17 protein-coding genes, 5 tRNA genes and 1 other annotated feature are annotated in these 18905 nt (G+C 38.6%); all 22 genes read right to left on the bottom strand.

All coding sequences use genetic code 11. The features are described from left to right. Positions 1 to 27: 27 nt before the first annotated feature. Entirely contained in the window at positions 28 to 1230 is a 1203-nt protein-coding gene (gene tuf, locus CDO51_RS03015; protein ID WP_089022823.1) for an elongation factor Tu, read from the bottom strand. 26 nt (positions 1231 to 1256) lie between these two features. Beyond that, positions 1257 to 3344, bottom strand: coding sequence for an elongation factor G (gene fusA, locus CDO51_RS03020; RefSeq protein ID WP_089022824.1), 2088 nt, complete (start codon positions 3342 to 3344; stop codon positions 1257 to 1259). Between the two features lie 67 nt (positions 3345 to 3411). Further along, a complete protein-coding gene (gene rpsG / locus CDO51_RS03025; protein WP_089022825.1) occupies positions 3412 to 3882 on the bottom strand; it encodes a 30S ribosomal protein S7 in 471 nt (156 codons plus the stop codon). Positions 3883 to 3923: 41 nt separating this feature from the next. After that, on the bottom strand, positions 3924 to 4292 hold the full coding sequence (gene rpsL / locus CDO51_RS03030) for a 30S ribosomal protein S12 (RefSeq protein ID WP_089022826.1): 369 nt from the start codon (positions 4290 to 4292) through the stop codon (positions 3924 to 3926). Between the two features lie 73 nt (positions 4293 to 4365). After that, positions 4366 to 4614 (bottom strand): L7Ae/L30e/S12e/Gadd45 family ribosomal protein, encoded by a 249-nt coding sequence (locus tag CDO51_RS03035; protein ID WP_089022827.1) that lies wholly within the window; start codon positions 4612 to 4614, stop codon positions 4366 to 4368. A gap of 55 nt (positions 4615 to 4669) precedes the next feature. Continuing rightward, positions 4670 to 8329: a DNA-directed RNA polymerase subunit beta' gene (gene rpoC, locus CDO51_RS03040; protein WP_089022828.1), complete on the bottom strand. Its 3660-nt coding sequence runs from the start codon at positions 8327 to 8329 to the stop codon at positions 4670 to 4672. A 66-nt stretch (positions 8330 to 8395) separates the two neighbouring features. Next, positions 8396 to 11911: a DNA-directed RNA polymerase subunit beta gene (rpoB, locus tag CDO51_RS03045; protein WP_089022829.1), complete on the bottom strand. Its 3516-nt coding sequence runs from the start codon at positions 11909 to 11911 to the stop codon at positions 8396 to 8398. 238 nt (positions 11912 to 12149) lie between these two features. Next, entirely contained in the window at positions 12150 to 12527 is a 378-nt protein-coding gene (gene rplL / locus CDO51_RS03050; protein ID WP_089022830.1) for a 50S ribosomal protein L7/L12, read from the bottom strand. A 62-nt stretch (positions 12528 to 12589) separates the two neighbouring features. Beyond that, the gene (rplJ, locus tag CDO51_RS03055; protein WP_089022831.1) at positions 12590 to 13120 is read right to left on the bottom strand and encodes a 50S ribosomal protein L10; all 531 of its coding nucleotides are present in this window, start codon (positions 13118 to 13120) and stop codon (positions 12590 to 12592) included. 21 nt (positions 13121 to 13141) lie between these two features. Beyond that, positions 13142 to 13289: a sequence feature (ribosomal protein L10 leader region), on the bottom strand. Between the two features lie 65 nt (positions 13290 to 13354). Further along, the gene (gene rplA / locus CDO51_RS03060) at positions 13355 to 14053 is read right to left on the bottom strand and encodes a 50S ribosomal protein L1 (RefSeq protein WP_089022832.1); all 699 of its coding nucleotides are present in this window, start codon (positions 14051 to 14053) and stop codon (positions 13355 to 13357) included. Positions 14054 to 14124: 71 nt separating this feature from the next. Beyond that, entirely contained in the window at positions 14125 to 14550 is a 426-nt protein-coding gene (rplK, locus tag CDO51_RS03065; RefSeq protein WP_089022833.1) for a 50S ribosomal protein L11, read from the bottom strand. A gap of 23 nt (positions 14551 to 14573) precedes the next feature. Next, positions 14574 to 15098 carry a transcription termination/antitermination protein NusG gene (gene nusG / locus CDO51_RS03070; RefSeq protein WP_089022884.1) on the bottom strand — a complete coding sequence of 175 codons (525 nt, stop codon included), beginning with the start codon at positions 15096 to 15098 and terminating at the stop codon, positions 14574 to 14576. A 44-nt stretch (positions 15099 to 15142) separates the two neighbouring features. Then, positions 15143 to 15334, bottom strand: coding sequence for a preprotein translocase subunit SecE (gene secE, locus CDO51_RS03075; RefSeq protein ID WP_089022834.1), 192 nt, complete (start codon positions 15332 to 15334; stop codon positions 15143 to 15145). A gap of 56 nt (positions 15335 to 15390) precedes the next feature. Then, positions 15391 to 15540 (bottom strand): 50S ribosomal protein L33, encoded by a 150-nt coding sequence (rpmG, locus tag CDO51_RS03080; RefSeq protein WP_089022835.1) that lies wholly within the window; start codon positions 15538 to 15540, stop codon positions 15391 to 15393. Between the two features lie 185 nt (positions 15541 to 15725). Then, complete coding sequence (gene tuf, locus CDO51_RS03085) at positions 15726 to 16928, bottom strand: elongation factor Tu (protein WP_089022823.1); 1203 nt, start codon at positions 16926 to 16928, stop codon at positions 15726 to 15728. 183 nt (positions 16929 to 17111) lie between these two features. Then, positions 17112 to 17188 (bottom strand) — tRNA-Met (locus CDO51_RS03090). 5 nt (positions 17189 to 17193) lie between these two features. Beyond that, positions 17194 to 17271 (bottom strand) — tRNA-Thr (locus CDO51_RS03095). 19 nt (positions 17272 to 17290) lie between these two features. Then, positions 17291 to 17367, bottom strand: a tRNA-Met gene (locus CDO51_RS03100). A gap of 8 nt (positions 17368 to 17375) precedes the next feature. Then, positions 17376 to 17449, bottom strand: a tRNA-Gly gene (locus tag CDO51_RS03105). Positions 17450 to 17453: 4 nt separating this feature from the next. Then, positions 17454 to 17541, bottom strand: a tRNA-Tyr gene (locus CDO51_RS03110). Between the two features lie 78 nt (positions 17542 to 17619). Continuing rightward, the gene (sigH, locus tag CDO51_RS03115) at positions 17620 to 18261 is read right to left on the bottom strand and encodes an RNA polymerase sporulation sigma factor SigH (protein WP_169710419.1); all 642 of its coding nucleotides are present in this window, start codon (positions 18259 to 18261) and stop codon (positions 17620 to 17622) included. Between the two features lie 106 nt (positions 18262 to 18367). Continuing rightward, on the bottom strand, positions 18368 to 18901 hold the full coding sequence (locus CDO51_RS03120; protein ID WP_158212288.1) for an NYN domain-containing protein: 534 nt from the start codon (positions 18899 to 18901) through the stop codon (positions 18368 to 18370). Between the last annotated feature and the right edge of the window lie 4 nt (positions 18902 to 18905).

Raw genomic sequence — 18905 nt, forward strand, 5'->3', positions numbered from 1 at the left:
CTATTTTAGCCTAACTCCTCATTATATTTACTCAACAATGCTAGCTACAACACCAGCACCAACAGTTTTACCACCTTCGCGGATAGCAAACCTTAAACCTTCTTCAATAGCGATCGGAGTAATCAACTTAATTTCCATCTGTACGTTGTCTCCTGGCATTACCATCTCTACTCCTTCTGGTAGTTCAATTACACCGGTAACGTCTGTTGTTCTGAAGAAGAACTGAGGCCTATAACCTGGGAAGAATGGAGTGTGACGTCCTCCCTCTTCTTTCTTTAGTACATAAACCTCTGCTTTAACATGAGTATGAGGATTGATACTTCCTGGCTTGGCCAATACCTGACCTCTTTCTATATCTTCTCTGTTTACCCCTCGTAGTAATGCTCCAATGTTGTCTCCAGCTTCTGCTGAATCCATTGACTTTCTGAACATCTCTACTCCAGTAACAACAGTCTTCTTAGGCTTATCTGCCATACCTACAATTTCTACTTCGTCGTTTACTTTAACGTCTCCTCGCTCTACTCTACCTGTTGCAACTGTCCCTCGTCCTGTGATACTGAACACGTCTTCAATTGGCATGATAAATGGCTTATCTACATCACGCTCTGGAGTTGGGATGTAGTCATCAATTGCATCTACTAGCTCCCAAATTGGTCCACAGCTATCACATTCGCGATCTCCACATCCACATTCAGTAGCTTTTAATGCTGAACCTGTTACAACTGGAGTATCGTCTCCTGGGAAGTCATATTCACTTAATAGATCTCTTACTTCCATCTCTACTAGTTCTAATAGTTCTTCGTCATCCACCATATCTGCTTTGTTTAAGAATACTACAATATGAGGAACCCCTACCTGACGACTTAGTAGGATGTGCTCTCTTGTCTGTGGCATAGGTCCGTCTGCTGCACTAACTACTAGTACCGCACCATCCATCTGTGCTGCACCAGTGATCATGTTCTTTACATAGTCTGCGTGTCCTGGGCAGTCTACGTGTGCATAGTGACGATTGTCTGATTCATACTCAACGTGGGAAGTACTAATTGTAATTCCACGCTCTTTCTCTTCTGGAGCACGGTCAATCTTATCATAATCCATTCTCTCTGCTCCACCAGCTGATGAAATACAAGTAGTCATTGCTGCTGTTAAAGTCGTCTTTCCGTGGTCAACGTGACCAATGGTTCCTATATTAACATGCGGTTTCGTTCTTTCAAACTTTTCTTTACCCATCTTAACTACCTCCTCACTAGATTGTTTTAGCTTTCGCCTTCAATAATTTCTTTTGCAATGTTATCAGGAACTTCTTCATAATGAGAAAATTCCATTGTATATGAACCTCTACCTTGAGTGGTAGATCTTAATTCAGTAGCATAACCAAACATTTCAGATAAAGGAACAAAAGCACTGATAAGCCTTGATCCAGAACGCTCTTCCATTCCTTCTATTCGACCTCTTCGTGAATTAACATCACCCATTACGTCCCCCATGTAGTCTTCTGGAACGACTACTTCAACTTTCATGATAGGTTCTAAAAGCACAGGGTCGGCTTTTTTCACCCCATCTTTAAAGGCCATTGATCCTGCAATTTTAAATGCAGATTCGTTAGAGTCAACCTCGTGATAAGAACCATCGTAAAGTGTAGCTTTAATATCTACTACTGGATAACCTGCTAAAACACCATTCTGCATTGCTTCTTGAATACCATTGTCAACAGACGGAATGTATTCTCTTGGGATAACTCCCCCAACAATCTTATCAACAAACTCATACCCTTCGCTTCTATCTTGAGGTTCAAGTTTCATGACGGCGTGTCCGTATTGTCCTCGACCACCTGACTGTCGAATGAATTTACCTTCTGTATCAACTGGTTTTCTAATAGTTTCTTTGTAAGCAACTTGAGGTTTACCAACATTAGCTTCAACTTTGAACTCTCTAAGTAACCTATCAACAATAACCTCTAGGTGTAGTTCTCCCATCCCTGAGATGATTGTTTGACCAGTTTCTTCATCAGTCTTAGTCTTGAATGTAGGATCCTCTTCAGCTAGCTTTTGTAATGAAACTGAAAGCTTTTCTTGGTCTGCTCTTGTTTTAGGTTCAATCGCAACATCTATAACAGGTTCAGGGAACTGCATGGATTCAAGAACAATATGATCATCTGTATCACATAAAGTGTCTCCTGTGCTTGTGTTCTTAAGACCAACCGCAGCCGCGATATCACCAGTATATACTACATCACGCTCTTCTCTGTGGTTAGCATGCATTTGAAGAATTCTTCCAACCCTTTCTTTTTTACCTTTAACTGGGTTGTAAACATATGAACCTGCTTTTATTGAACCAGAGTAAACTCTGAAAAAGCAAAGTTTACCAACATAAGGGTCTGCTACAATTTTGAAAGCCAATGCACTAAATGGTTCTTCATCATCACTGGCCCTTTTAAGCTTTTCAGCCTCTTCATTTTCTTCTTCACCAGGTTTTACACCTTCAATAGGTGGAACATCTGTAGGAGCTGGTAGATATTCAATAACTGCATCTAAAAGGAACTGTACACCTTTGTTTTTATAAGAAGAACCACACAACACAGGTGTCAAGTTGTTATTCAAACAACCCTCTCTAATAGCAGTTCTTAACTCATCAGATGTCACTTCTTCTCCTTCTAGGTACTTCATCATAAGTTCTTCATCTTGTTCTGCTGCAGCTTCCACCAATTTTTCTCTATATTCTTCTGCTAAATCTACCATATCTTCAGGAATGTCAATTGTCTCCCATTCAGTTCCTAGATCATCCTTATAGATAACTGCAGTGTTCTCAATTAAGTCTATGATACCTTGGAAGTCTTCTTCTTTTCCAATTGGTAATTGAATAGGTACAGGATTTGCTTGTAATCTTTCATTCATCATATCCACAACATTGTGGAAGTCTGCGCCCATAATGTCCATTTTATTAACATAAGCAATTGTTGGTACTTCATATCGATCAGCCTGATGCCAAACAGTCTCTGACTGTGGCTCAACCCCACCTTTAGCACAAAATACACCAACAGCTCCGTCTAAGACTCTAAGAGAACGCTCAACTTCAACTGTGAAATCCACGTGCCCTGGCGTATCAATAATGTTAACTCTGTGATCTTGCCATTGACAAGTAGTCGCAGCAGAAGCGATAGTGATACCACGTTCCTGTTCTTGGTCCATAAAGTCCATAACCGAAGCCCCGTCATGCGTCTCACCTAACTTATGCACACGGCCTGTGTAAAACAATATCCTCTCGGTAGTAGTTGTTTTCCCAGCATCAATGTGGGCCATTATACCGATATTCCTTGTCTTTTCCAAAGGAAATTGCCTTGTCATTTAGCATCCCCCCTTTTTTATTGCGTCACTAATTGTTACTTGCATACAATTGTTTTTTGGTATCAAATTACCATCTGTAATGTGCAAAAGCTTTATTGGCTTCTGCCATTTTATGAGTGTCTTCTTTCTTCTTAATAGCGCCACCAGTATTGTTGTAGGCATCTACTAACTCACCGGCTAACCTATCCCCCATGGAACGTTCTCCTCTTTCTCGAGAATAGTTTACTAGCCATCTAATAGCCAAAACTTGCTTTCTGTCAGGGTCCACTTCAACAGGCACCTGGTAAGTAGCCCCTCCGACTCTACGAGCTTTAACTTCTAATACAGGCATCACATTATTTACAGCTTCTTCAAAAACGTCTAAAGAATTTTCATTTGTTCTTTCCTCTACTATTTCCAAAGCTCTGTAAAAGATTCTCTGAGCAAGCCCTCTTTTTCCATCAACCATAAGGTTGTTAATAAATTTAGTAACCATTTCACTGTTATATATTGGATCTGGGGTCACTTCTCGCTTTGGAGCTGGTCCTTTTCTACTCATCGGCAATTACCTCCCTTCCCTATGCAGAATCATCCAGCAAACTAAGCTTTCTTAGTTCCATACTTAGAACGTCCTTGCGCTCTATTTTCAACTCCAGCTGTATCAAGTGCACCGCGGACAACTTGATATCTAACACCCGGCAGGTCTTTAATCCTACCTCCTCTGACTAAAACTACAGAGTGCTCTTGCAGGTTGTGACCAATACCTGGAATATATGCTGTAACTTCCATTCCGTTTGTAAGTCTTACCCTTGCAATTTTACGTAGAGCTGAGTTCGGCTTTTTGGGAGTAGTAGTGGATACTCTAGTGCAAACACCTCTTTTTTGAGGGCACTTTTCTAGGGCCGGAGCGTTCCTTTTCTTTCCGACTTGATCTCTTCTCTTTCTAATCAGTTGGTTTATAGTTGGCACAAAATCCACCTCCTTTTTCTCTGCTATTAAACATACAAATCCCCGAGAGGGTATAACCCCTCCCGAGTTTAGACTAATCTCTAATACAGGCAGATGTTGCTTTCACTTCTATGCCAGCAGCTTCTCCTAGTTCTTTCATAGAAGTTACTTGCACAATATCAATCTGCTTTTCTTCACATTTTAGTTTTAAAGGTTTTACAATGTTTTCATCAGCATCTTTTGCAATATAAATAGTTTTGGCCTCACCTTCGTCAATTGCACGAAGTGTTTCTTTAACACCAACAACTTTTTCTTTCGCTTGATTTAATTTTTCAAGGGACATGGCGATCCCTCCTATTATAACAGTTCAAAATACACACTTAAGTATTCTAACAGCATTACTCAGTTGTGTCAACTGTTATCTCATCATCTTTTTCGATTTGTTCATTTTCTGTATTCGTGAATTCTTCTAAACCATTACTTATTTTAGATTGAACCTGTTGATACTTTGGTGTACCAGTTCCAGCTGGTACTAATTTACCAATAATAACATTCTCTTTTAAACCTATGAGTGGGTCAACCTTACCTTTTATCGCTGCCTCTGTAAGCACTCTAGTTGTTTCTTGGAATGATGCTGCTGATAAAAAGCTATCAGTAGCAAGCGAAGCCTTAGTAATTCCAAGTAATAAAGATTTTCCTTTAGCAGGTTCGCCACCCTCAGTTTTAACTTGTTCATTTATCTTTTCAAATTCATAAAAGTCCACATAACTACCCGGTAACATATCAGTGTCTCCAGCTTCCTCAATTTTAACCTTTTTTAACATCTGTCTAATGATTACTTCAACGTGCTTATCACTGATATCAACACCTTGCATTCTATATACTTTTTGAACCTCTTGTAAGATATATAGTTGAACACCACGAGCACCTTTAACTTTCAATAGTTCATGAGGGTTAATAGAACCTTCTGTTAACTCCTCGCCTGCTTTTACTTCATCACCGTCTTTTATTTTTAATCTAGCACCGTAAGGAATATTATAGATTTTTTCTTCTCCTTTTTCAGGAGTAACTATCGCCTTACGTTTGTTGTTTTCAGTTTTCAGACTAACTGCTCCAGCTATTTCTGTTATTACAGCTAAACCTTTTGGTTTTCGCGCCTCAAATAGCTCTTCAATCCTTGGTAAACCTTGTGTAATATCATCCCCAGCAACTCCACCTGTATGGAAAGTACGCATTGTCAGTTGAGTACCTGGTTCACCTATAGATTGTGCTGCAATGATACCAACAGACTCTCCAACGTTTGCAATGCCACCTGTTGCTAGATCTCTACCGTAGCATTTCACACATACACCGTGTTTAGTTCTACAGGTTAGAACTGATCGTATGTGTATGCTTGTTCTTCCCGTTGCTAAAATTTTGTCTGCGATATCCTCTGTGATGTATTCTTTTTCACCAACTATAATTTCGCCTGTTTCAGGATCTTTAACGTCTTCTGCTGAAAATCTACCTATAATTCGGTCATATATTCCTTCTATGATTTCGTTTCCATTTCTAATATCCTCTACTTCAACACCTTGAACATCTCCGCAATCTTCTTCTCTAACGATCACATCTTGACTTACATCAACTAATCTTCTAGTCAAGTAACCTGAATCTGCTGTTTTAAGAGCGGTGTCAGCTAACCCTTTTCGGGCACCATGTGTTGAAATAAAGTATTCTAAAACTGTCAGTCCTTCACGGAAGTTCGCTTTGATCGGTAGGTCAATGATTCGACCAGTTGGATCAGCCATCAACCCTCTCATACCGGCAAGCTGAGTAATCTGAGAAACATTACCACGAGCTCCTGATGTAGCCATCATATATATCGGGTTAAATGTTTCAAGGCTGCCCATAACAGTATCTGTTACTTGATCTTTTGCATCGTTCCACGTTTCAATAACACGATTGTATCTTTCTTGATCTGTAATCAAACCTCTACGGAACTGTTTTTCTACTTTTTCTACTTCACCTTCAGCAGACTCGATAATATTTTTCTTTTCCTCAGGGACAACAACATCATCTACACCAATTGTTACTCCTGCTTTTGTTGAGTAGTAATAACCGTATTCTTTCATTGCATCTAGGATTTCAGCAGTTCTAGTACTTCCGTATTTGCTGTAGCAATGTCCAACAAGATCTCCTAGTGAACCTTTTTGTACTGCCTCTTTGATACCCCGTTCTTTTAATTTTTCTGATAACTGCTCACCAGGCAGTAACCAATCTTTTTCAGTTAATCCCGGTTCAGCACCATTTACAAATGGAAATTCTTCAGGGAAAATTTGATTAAATATTATCTTACCTACAGTTGTAATTAATAAATGACTATTTGATGGTTTGTTGTTTTCAGGCAGGTCAAAGTTTTTACCCTTATATTTTCTAATATCAACAGCTACTAGAGTGTGTAATCCAATATCTTTTGATTGATAAGCCATTATAGCTTCATCTGGGCCTGTAAAGTAATAATCTCTTGTTTCCTGATTTTCCTTTTCTAGTGTCAAGTAATAACTTCCTAGTACCATGTCCTGAGTTGGTGTTGCTACAGGGCTTCCATCTTTTGGGTTCAAGATGTTTTGGCTTGCTAGCATTAATATTCTAGCTTCTGCTTGTGCTTCAGCTGATAGTGGAACATGGACTGCCATTTGGTCACCATCAAAGTCTGCGTTGTATGCCGGACATACTAATGGGTGAATTTGTATAGCTCTTCCTTCGATTAATACTGGTTCGAAAGCTTGAATACCAAGTCGATGCAGTGTTGGAGCTCTGTTTAAAAGTACTGGGTGTTCCTTAATAACTTCTTCTAAAACATCCCAAACTTCTGGTCGTATTTTTTCTACCATTCGTTTAGCACTTTTAATATTGTGAGCAGTTTCTTTTTCTACTAGTCGTTTCATGACAAACGGTTTAAACAACTCAAGGGCCATTTCTTTAGGAAGCCCACATTGATATATTTTTAATTCAGGACCTACAACGATCACTGACCGTCCTGAATAATCAACACGTTTACCCAATAAGTTTTGACGGAACCTACCTTGCTTTCCTTTTAGCATATCACTTAATGATTTCAAGGGTCGATTACCAGGGCCTGTTACAGCTCTACCTCTTCGTCCGTTATCAATTAGTGCATCAACCGCTTCCTGTAACATGCGTTTTTCATTACGTACGATAATATCAGGTGCACCTAGGTTAAGTAGTCTTTTTAATCTGTTGTTTCGATTGATAACACGTCTGTATAAATCGTTAAGATCTGAGGTAGCAAACCTGCCTCCATCTAGTTGAACCATAGGGCGAAGATCAGGTGGGATAATAGGTATAACATCCATTATCATCCACTCAGGTTTGTTATTTGAGTTTCTAAAAGACTCAGCAACTTCTAATCGCCTTACCGTTCTAACTTTCTTCTGGCCTTTTGCTGTTTTTAAATCCGTTCTTAATTCTGATGCAAGTTTTTCTAAGTCTATTTCTCTCAGGAGCTCTTTGATTGCCTCTGCACCCATTAACGCTTTGAATCCTGTGCCTTTTTTAAATTGAGTTTGATACTTTTCATAGTACTCCCGATATTCTGTTTCAGTTAGTAGCTGTTTTTTAGTAAGAGCTGTCTCGCCTGGATCTATTACCACATATGAAGCAAAATATAGCACCTTTTCTAATGCACGAGGAGACATATTCAGTAATAACCCTAATCTACTTGGTATCCCTTTAAAATACCAAATATGACTGACCGGGGCAGCTAATTCAATGTGCCCCATCCTTTCTCTTCGAACTTTAGACTGAGTCACTTCAACTCCACATCGATCACATACAATCCCTTTATACCTTACACGTTTGTACTTACCGCAATGACACTCCCAATCTTTTTGCGGTCCAAAGATTTTTTCACAAAATAACCCTTCTTTTTCAGGTTTTAACGTTCTGTAATTAATCGTCTCAGGTTTTTTAACTTCACCCTTAGACCAAGATCTAATTTGTTCAGGTGAAGCTAAACCTATTTTTAAAGCATTGAAACTATTAACATCTATCAAGGGGCCATCTCTCCCTTCTTCGCCGATTGATGGTAAAGTCATAAACATTAAGGTTTAATTTTCTTTTCATTCGTCAACATCTTCCGTGACATCTTTCAAGTCTAGGTTTAACTCATCGACAGATACAACTTCTTCATTTCCTTCACCATCTTTAACAGAAACTAATCCTTCTTCCTCATTGAGAACTCTAACATCCATACCTAAACTTTGTAGCTCTTTTATCAGAACTTTAAATGACTCAGGTATCCCGGGTTCTGGGACATTTTCGCCCTTGACAATTGATTCATATGTTTTAACACGACCAGAAACATCGTCACTTTTTACAGTTAATAGTTCTTGTAAGCTGTAAGCTGCACCATACGCTTCAAGGGCCCAAACTTCCATTTCACCAAATCTTTGGCCACCAAATTGAGCTTTTCCTCCAAGAGGCTGTTGTGTAACAAGTGAATAGGGTCCTGTTGAGCGTGCATGGATTTTGTCATCTACTAGGTGTGCTAACTTTAACATATACATATACCCTACTGTCACTTCGTTATCAAAAGGTTCTCCTGTTCGACCATCAACTAAGGTGGTTTTACCATTTGCAGAAAACCCTGCCTCTTTTAATACTGATCTTATTTCTTCTTCATTAGCACCATCAAACACTGGTGTAGCCATTTTTATACCTAAAGCCTTTGCTGCCCAGCCTAGATGAACCTCAAGCACCTGTCCTAAGTTCATACGTGAGGGTACACCTAAAGGACTCAATACAATTTCAAGCGGTGTCCCATCAGGTAAAAAAGGCATATCTTCTTCTGGAAGAATCTTTGCAATTACACCTTTGTTACCGTGGCGACCTGCCATTTTGTCACCTTCTGATATTTTTCTTTTCTGAGCAATATAAACTCTAACAAGTTGGTTTACCCCTGGTGGTAATTCATCTCCATCTTCCCTGTTAAATACTTTAACATCAACAACGATTCCTTTTTCACCATGGGGAACTTTAAGTGAAGTATCTCTAACTTCACGCGCTTTTTCACCAAAGATAGCTCTTAAAAGTCTCTCTTCAGCTGTTAATTCCGTTTCACCTTTTGGTGTAACTTTACCTACTAATATATCACCAGATTTAACTTCAGCGCCTACCCTTATAATCCCTCTTTCATCTAAGTTTTTAAGAGCGTCTTCTCCTACATTTGGAATGTCTCTTGTGATTTCTTCAGGACCTAGTTTAGCATCACGTGCTTCAGCTTCATATTCTTCAATATGAATTGATGTGAAGGTATCATCTTTAACTAGTTTTTCACTAATTAAAATAGCGTCCTCATAATTATAACCTTCCCAAGGCATAAAAGCTGCTAATACATTTCGCCCTAGAGCAATCTCACCATTCTCAGTCGAAGGCCCATCTGCGAGGACATCACCAGTTTTTACCTCGATACCCTTTCTTACAAGTGGTACTTGATTCATACAAGTTCCTTGGTTAGAACGCTGAAACTTTTGTAGAGTGTAAATATCGTAACCAGTTTTTACTTCTCCGATTTCACCTTCAAAAACTTCTCCTGTACGACCATTAATTTTACGCCCTTTACCATTATCATGTCTTTTTATCCAAATTTCGTTTGACTGAACTTTTTCAACAATACCATCAGCCTTACTTTTAACCACTGCTCCTGAATCATAGGCGGTTCTATATTCAATACCAGTCCCCACAAGTGGAGAATCACTCTTAAGTAACGGAACTGCTTGTCGCTGCATGTTACTACCCATTAAAGCTCTGTTAGCGTCATCATTTTCTAAGAACGGTATCTGAGCTGTAGCAACACTTACAAGTTGTTTAGGTGATACGTCCATATAATCTATCTTATCTGGAGTCGTTATTACAGTCTCATGACGAAGTCTTGCTGTGATACGATCTGTCGCAAATTCACCCTCTTCATTTAAAGGAGTGTTTGCCTGAGCTATAACATATTTATCTTCTTCATGCCCTGTAAGATATTCAATGTCCTCAGTTACTTTATTAGTCTTTTTATCAACTCTACGATAAGGTGTTTCAATAAAACCAAATTCATTTACTCGACCATAAGTTGATAAAGAGTTTATTAACCCGATATTCGGCCCTTCAGGTGTCTCAATCGGACACATACGTCCATAGTGAGAGTGGTGAACGTCACGCACTTCAAATCCTTCTCTTTCCCTACTTAAACCGCCTGGTCCAAGGGCACTTAACCGCCTTTTATGAGTTAATTCAGCTAATGGATTTGTTTGATCCATAAATTGTGACAATTGACTGCTTCCAAAAAATTCTTTAATTGATGCAATAACAGGTCTAATATTGATCAATGCAGAAGGAGTTATACTCTCAACATCTTGAATTGTCATTCTTTCTCTAACTACTCTTTCCATACGAGAAAGTCCTATTCTAAACTGGTTTTGTAGCAATTCTCCAACACAACGGATCCTTCTGTTTCCTAAGTGATCAATATCATCTACATAACCTAAACCATCAATTAAATTTAACATATATCCGATAGAAGCTATAATATCATCTCTAGAGAGATTTTTTACATTATTATCTATCTTACCGTTTGAAAGAACAACGCCTTCACGATTTTCATCCTCTAGCGCAATTCTAACACGTTTAATCCCTGCTTCTTGTAATCTTTCGATGTCTTCTCTTTCTAATACTTGGCCCTCGTCTACTAGAACTTCGCCTGTTTCTTCATCAGTTATTGTTTCATTGACTTTTTGTCCTTGTAAACGATCAGATAATTCAAGTTTTTGATTAATTTTATAACGGCCTACCTTTGCCAAGTCATATCTCTTAGGATCAAAGAATAATGATTCGAAAAGACTTTTTGCATTTTCAGTATTTAAAGGTTCTCCTGGCCGTAGTTTTTTATATATTTCTAAAATCCCTGACTCATAGGAATCTGTATGATCTTTCTCTAATGTTGCTCTTATTCGTGGGTCTTCTCCAAAAAGTTGGAAAATGTCATCATCTGTACCATATCCTAAGGCTCTGATAAGTACTGTAACAGGAAGCTTTCTAGTCCTGTCAACTCTTACTGAAATGACATTTTGTGCATTCATTTCAAATTCTAACCAAGCACCTCTATTAGGTATAATAGTTCCTGAATACAAGGTGTTTCCATTAGTATCAATCGCACTATTGAAATACGTACCGGGGGAACGAACCAACTGTGATACAATGACTCGTTCAGCACCATTAATTATAAATGTTCCATTTTCAGTCATTAATGGAAAATCACCCATGAAAACTTCCTGTTCTTTAACTTCACCAGTTTCCTGGTTTACTAAACGAACTTTCACTTTCAATGGAACAGAGTACGTAACATCTCTTTCTTTACACTCTTCAACGGAGTACTTAGGTTCTCCTAATGAATAATCCACAAATTCTAATACCAAGCCACCTGTAAAATCTTCAATTGGTGAGATGTCATCAAACATCTCATGAAGACCTTCTTCAAGAAACCACTGGTAAGAACGTTTTTGGATTTCAACAAGATCAGGCAACTCATAAACTTCATCAAGCTTTGAAAAACTTCTACGCTGCTCAATAAGTTCAGATGCAGGTTTTGCCATAGTTCGTTTCACCCCTCACACCCAAAATTTAGCCCATACATAAAAACTTACAGTCTATCTAAATTATGATACCCCTAATAAAAAAAAATATTCTAACTTAAATTATATAAGTTAGAAAATATTTAGTCGTATTATCTCATAGCATCTTTAGATATTAACATAACATAGACATAAAGTCAATATTTTTTTCAGATAAATAAGAGCACCTTGTCTTCTCACAAGGTGCTCATTTTTCAGATTACTTAATTTCTACATCTCCACCAGCTTCTTCAATCTTAGCTTTTAAGTCTTCAGCTTCTTCTTTACTAACTTTTTCTTTAACTGCTTTTGGTAGCTCATCAGCTAAAGCTTTAGCTTCTTTTAGACCAATGCCAGTAGCTTCTTTGATAGTTTTGATAACTTGGATCTTTTTCTGTCCAGCATCGTTTAATACAACATCAAATTCAGTCTGTTCAGCTTCAGCAGCACCAGCATCTCCACCTGCTGCAGGCGCTGGAGCAGCTGCAGGTGCAGCAGCACTAACACCAAATTCTTCTTCCATTTCCTTAACCAGTTCTGATAATTCTAAAACAGTCATTTCTTTTACAATATCCATAATTTCTTGTACTTTAGACATTTTTGTATACCTCCTCATGATTTTTAATATTCAAATTTTAGTATAGTTAGTTGACAAGTGAATTAGCTTGCCTCTTCTTTCTCCTTGCGAACAGCTTCAACCGCATATACAAACTTGCGAATAACTCCTTGGCAAGTGCTTGCAAATCCAGTAATAGGAGCCTGGAATGTACCTGCAACTTTTCCAAGTAGTTCTTCTCGGCTAGGTAGTTTGGCAAGCTCTTTAACTTTATCTTCACCGATCACAGAGCCCTCTAAAATTCCAGCTTTTAACTCTAGTTCTTCATTATCTTTAGCAAAGTCATTCAAGATCTTAGCAGGGGCTACTGGATCTTCAAAGCCAAACGCAATTCCAATTGGTCCTTCTAGGTGACTATCTAGATTTTCAATCCCCACTTCTTCTGCGGCTATTTTAGTCAATGTATTTTTAACTACTTTGAAATCTACTTCTGCTTCTCTTAACTTTCCTCGAAGCTCTTCCATCTGGGAAACATCAAGCCCACGATAGTCAACTAGTACGGCACCTTGTGAATTAGAAAGTTTTTCAGTAAGTTCTTGTACCAATTGTTCTTTTTGTTGCCGAGTTTTTTTCAAGCCTTTCACCTCCTATAGCTCATTTAAAACAAAAAAGTCTCCAACCGTAAGACAGGTAGAGACTTTTATATAGGTATAGTGAATACACTTCACCTAAAAAATTCTCTAACCTCGGTAGGGTTTTAAGCCAAAGGGCACCTACTGTCTACGGTTAGTCGAAGGACTTTATTTAGTTTAACGACAAGATTATATTATCATAATCGTGTTTCTTTGGCAAACACTTTTCAATTAAGTTTAACCAGTCACTTGTTGAGGATTTATTTTGATACCTGGTCCCATCGTAGTAGAAACTGAAACGCTTTTCAAATACTGCCCTTTTGCAGCAGCAGGTCTTGCTTTAATAATAGCATCCATAAGAGCTTCAAAGTTTTCTTTTAGCTTTTCAGTTTCAAATGATGCTTTTCCAATAGGAACATGTACATTACCTGCACGATCAACTCTGAACTCAACTTTACCAGCTTTAGCATCTGTAACAGCTTTTGCTACATCATTGGTAACTGTTCCTGCTTTCGGGTTAGGCATTAACCCTTTAGGCCCTAATACTCGACCTAGTTTACCTACAAGACCCATCATATCGGGAGTGGCAATAGCAACATCAAAATCTAGAAAGCCTTCTTCAACCTTACTCACAAGATCTTCAGCACCTACTACATCAGCACCAGCGTTTTCAGCTTCTTGTGCTTTTTCACCTTTTGCAAACACAACAACTTTCATTGATTTTCCGGTTCCATGAGGTAAGACGATTGCACCTCTAACTTGCTGGTCATTGTATTTAGGATTAACACCCAATCTACATGCAGCTTCAACCGTTTCATCAAAGTTAGCCTTACTTACTTCTTTAGCTAAATTAAACGCTTCTTCTGGTGCATATAGAGTGCTTCTATCTATCTTTTCAGATAGTTCTAAATATCTTTTCCCTCTTTTATTGGCCATAATACTAACCTCCTTGTGGTTTTAGCGGGATCACCCTCCCACGAAACTTTTATTTTAATTATCGAAGGTGATTAACCTTCGATAACAATACCCATACTGCGAGCTGTACCTTCAACCATTTTCATGGCTGCTTCTAAATCAGCTGCATTCATATCTTGCATTTTAATTTCTGCAATTTCTTTTACTTTATCTTTACCAACTGTTGCTACTTTATTAAGATTAGGCTCACCACTAGCTTTATCAATACCAGCAGCCTTCTTTAATAAAACAGCAGCAGGTGGTGTTTTAGTGATAAAGGTAAATGAGCGGTCCTCGTAAACAGAGATCTCTACCGGAATTAACATACCTGCTTGATTAGCAGTTTTGTCGTTAAATTCTTTACAAAAAGACATTATATTAACACCATGCTGACCTAAAGCAGGACCAACAGGTGGAGCAGGCGTCGCTTTCCCGGCTTCGATTTGTAGCTTTATTACTTGAACAACCTTTTTAGCCATGATCTCACCTCCTATTTTCTCTTTTACACTTGTTTAACTTGGTCAAAATCAAGTTCTACAGGCGTCTCCCTACCAAACATAGAAACAGTCACTTTAATTTTCTCTTTATCAGGATATACCTCTTCAATTTTACCATTAAAGTTTTCAAATGGACCTTCTAGAATCTTAACTTCATCGTTTACTTCTAAGTCAACATCTTTTCTCGGTTCTTCATACCCCATCTGTTTCATAATACCTGCAACTTCATCTTGGCTAAGGGGTACAGGTTTAGTGCCAGAACCGACAAACCCTGTCACTCCTGGAGTATTTCGAACCACATACCATGAATCGTCATCTAATACCATTTCAACTAATACATACCCTGGGAAAACTTTTTTCTCTTGTTCCTTTCTGCGACCGTCTTTAATGTTAACTTGTGTTTCAGTAGGAACTATCACTCGGAAAATCTTGTCGTTCATACCCATGGAGTCGACTCTTTTTTCTAAGTTAGTTTTAACTTTGTTTTCATACCCAGAATAAGTATGAACTACAAACCAATTGTTTTCCATAGTATCAGGGACCACTAGATCCCTTCCCTCCTATTTGAAAAATTTTAGTTGATTATAAGCTGAATTATACCTAAGAATCCTGTATCTAGGATCCAGAAATATACACCAACTAATGCAACAGTCATAAATACTACACCAGTATATGTTATCAACTGTTGCTTATTAGGCCAATTTACTTTTTTCAGCTCGGACTTTGTTTCTTTTAAGAACTTTTTAGCCTTCTGAAAGAAACCCATACCACTCCCACCTTTTTAAATGACTCAGTAATTAACATACGATCTTGATTGAATTGTTATTTGGTTTCTTTGTGAAGTGTATGACGATTGCAAAATCTACAGTACTTGTTCAATTCAACTCTGTCCTGATCGTTCTGTTTATTTTTATAGCTCTTGTAATTTCTCTGTTTGCATTCAGTACACTCAAGAGTTATTTTAACTCGCATCTTTAGCACCTCCTGGTAGAAACACTGCTTATAGCCAGTTTATCACTTTTACAAATCTATCACAACATAAACTGTATGTCAACAGATTAACTAACAATGATTGTTACATTTTTTAGTGTAGTATACTTAATCTAATATACATTAAAAGAAATCGAAAGGCCAGGGACTATGCCCTGGCCTCTATCCTACTCAACAATGCTAGCTACAACACCAGCACCAACAGTTTTACCACCTTCGCGGATAGCAAACCTTAAACCTTCTTCAATAGCGATCGGAGTAATCAACTTAATTTCCATCTGTACGTTGTCTCCTGGCATTACCATCTCTACTCCTTCTGGTAGTTCAATTACACCGGTAACGTCTGTTGTTCTGAAGAAGAACTGAGGCCTATAACCTGGGAAGAATGGAGTGTGACGTCCTCCCTCTTCTTTCTTTAGTACATAAACCTCTGCTTTAACATGAGTATGAGGATTGATACTTCCTGGCTTGGCCAATACCTGACCTCTTTCTATATCTTCTCTGTTTACCCCTCGTAGTAATGCTCCAATGTTGTCTCCAGCTTCTGCTGAATCCATTGACTTTCTGAACATCTCTACTCCAGTAACAACAGTCTTCTTAGGCTTATCTGCCATACCTACAATTTCTACTTCGTCGTTTACTTTAACGTCTCCTCGCTCTACTCTACCTGTTGCAACTGTCCCTCGTCCTGTGATACTGAACACGTCTTCAATTGGCATGATAAATGGCTTATCTACATCACGCTCTGGAGTTGGGATGTAGTCATCAATTGCATCTACTAGCTCCCAAATTGGTCCACAGCTATCACATTCGCGATCTCCACATCCACATTCAGTAGCTTTTAATGCTGAACCTGTTACAACTGGAGTATCGTCTCCTGGGAAGTCATATTCACTTAATAGATCTCTTACTTCCATCTCTACTAGTTCTAATAGTTCTTCGTCATCCACCATATCTGCTTTGTTTAAGAATACTACAATATGAGGAACCCCTACCTGACGACTTAGTAGGATGTGCTCTCTTGTCTGTGGCATAGGTCCGTCTGCTGCACTAACTACTAGTACCGCACCATCCATCTGTGCTGCACCAGTGATCATGTTCTTTACATAGTCTGCGTGTCCTGGGCAGTCTACGTGTGCATAGTGACGATTGTCTGATTCATACTCAACGTGGGAAGTACTAATTGTAATTCCACGCTCTTTCTCTTCTGGAGCACGGTCAATCTTATCATAATCCATTCTCTCTGCTCCACCAGCTGATGAAATACAAGTAGTCATTGCTGCTGTTAAAGTCGTCTTTCCGTGGTCAACGTGACCAATGGTTCCTATATTAACATGCGGTTTCGTTCTTTCAAACTTTTCTTTACCCATACTTAATCCTCCTTACTTATGTTTGATTGATAATGCCACCGTCCATAAACCTTTAAACGTGATCTTTGAAATTTTCTGACATGTCCACTTCAATTATAATCGAATCGTTCATAAAAATCAAAAAATATAGCAGTTTCAATTAAAAACAAAAAAAATATGCGTTTCACATATTTAAGGTTTAAATGGTAGCGGCGCAGGGATTCGAACCCCGGACTCTGCGGGTATGAACCGCATGCTCTAGCCAACTGAGCTACGCCGCCATGTATGGAGCTCACGACCGGATTTGAACCGGTGGCCTCATCCTTACCAAGGATGCGCTCTAACCTAGCTGAGCTACGCGAGCTCGCTCCATAATATTCAAATGGTTGCGGGGGCAGGATTTGAACCTGCGACCTCCGGGTTATGAGCCCGACGAGCTACCAGGCTGCTCCACCCCGCGTCGTTTGCTGGAGCGGGTGATGGGAATCGAACCCACGCAACTGGCTTGGAAGGCCAGGGCTCTACCACTGAGCTACACCCGCTCGCTGGTGGAGAGAGAAGGATTCGAACCTTCGAAGGCTAACGCCAGCAGATTTACAGTCTGCCCCCTTTGGCCAAACTCGGGTATCTCTCCATAATTTTTACGCTGTCTCATCAATGACATGTGTAATTATACATTTATTCTAAACAAAAGTCAACCCTTAAGTTGAAATTAATCAGCTCTAATATTTAGATAACGTTCTAACTTTCTTTTCACCCTTTGCAAGGCATTATCAATCGATTTCACATGTCTATTAAGCTCTATAGCAATTTCTTGGTAACTTTTACCCTCTAAGTAAAGCATAAGAACTTTCCATTCAAGGCTGCTAAGGATTTCTGTCATCTTTAACTCGATATTATTATATTCTTCCCGATTTACCATTAGATATTCAGGGTCAGTTATTCTAACGCCAGAAATCACATCTAATAAAGTTCTATCCGAATCCTCATCATAAATTGGTTTATCCAAAGAAACATAAGAATTTAGAGGAATATGCTTTTGTCTGGTAGCAGTTTTTATTGCCGTTATTATTTGACGTGTTATACATAGTTCTGCAAAGGCTTTAAACGACGATAGCTTGTCCCCTCGAAAATCCCTTATTGCCTTATATAAACCAATCATACCTTCTTGTATAATATCTTCACGGTCCGCTCCAATTAAAAAGTATGACCTCGCTTTAGCTCGAACGAAATTTTTATACTTGCCAATTAAAAACTCTAATGATTCATGACAACCATCTCTAGCTCTTCTAGCCACATCTTCATCACTTTTGAGATCATACTTCTGGAAAATATCCTGAGCGCCTTGACTCACATGCATCGCCTCCGGTTTATATTCTCGGGTAACAAGCTTATATTAGCTTAACACATAATAATTATACATTAACTAAAAAGAAATCGTCAAGTAAAAGAAGGGAAAACTAATCACTTTGTCGAAAGCTATTAAGTTTTTCTTTCATCCTCTCATCTAAAAGATTCCCCAAAGTATTTTTACTATCATCTTTATTGATATAACGTTTACGTATACGTTGCGTCGTCGCATTAGTAATATCTTTTAGGTTTCTAGCCGACAATCTAGCGGCTCCTTTACCTAAAATCACTCGTTGTTCCTGCCAATCAGAAGTAGCTACTTCTACATTTCCTTGGGTCACCAGTTCATATACTAGTGCTTCAATAAGGCTGTCAGCTGTTTCCCCTTCTTGGGTAAAGATTACCATAACGCCAGAACTTTCCTCTGTGTGACGTTTTTTTTCTTTAGTTAAATGTGCATCAAAAACTACTATTATTTGTTTCCATAAAATGTTTTTGAATTTAGCAAGTTCTTCGATAAGTTCCAAACGGCTAATTTCAAGACTTTCCTCGGCAGTTTGTTTGAGATTTGTCCAAGCATTTATGATATTGTAACCGTCTACAATTAAATAGTCAGTCAAAAAATCACTCCATTTCTCCTGCAACCCA

It is taken from the genome of Natranaerobius trueperi, from assembly GCF_002216005.1.
GTDB lineage: Bacteria > Bacillota > Natranaerobiia > Natranaerobiales > Natranaerobiaceae > Natranaerobius_A > Natranaerobius_A trueperi.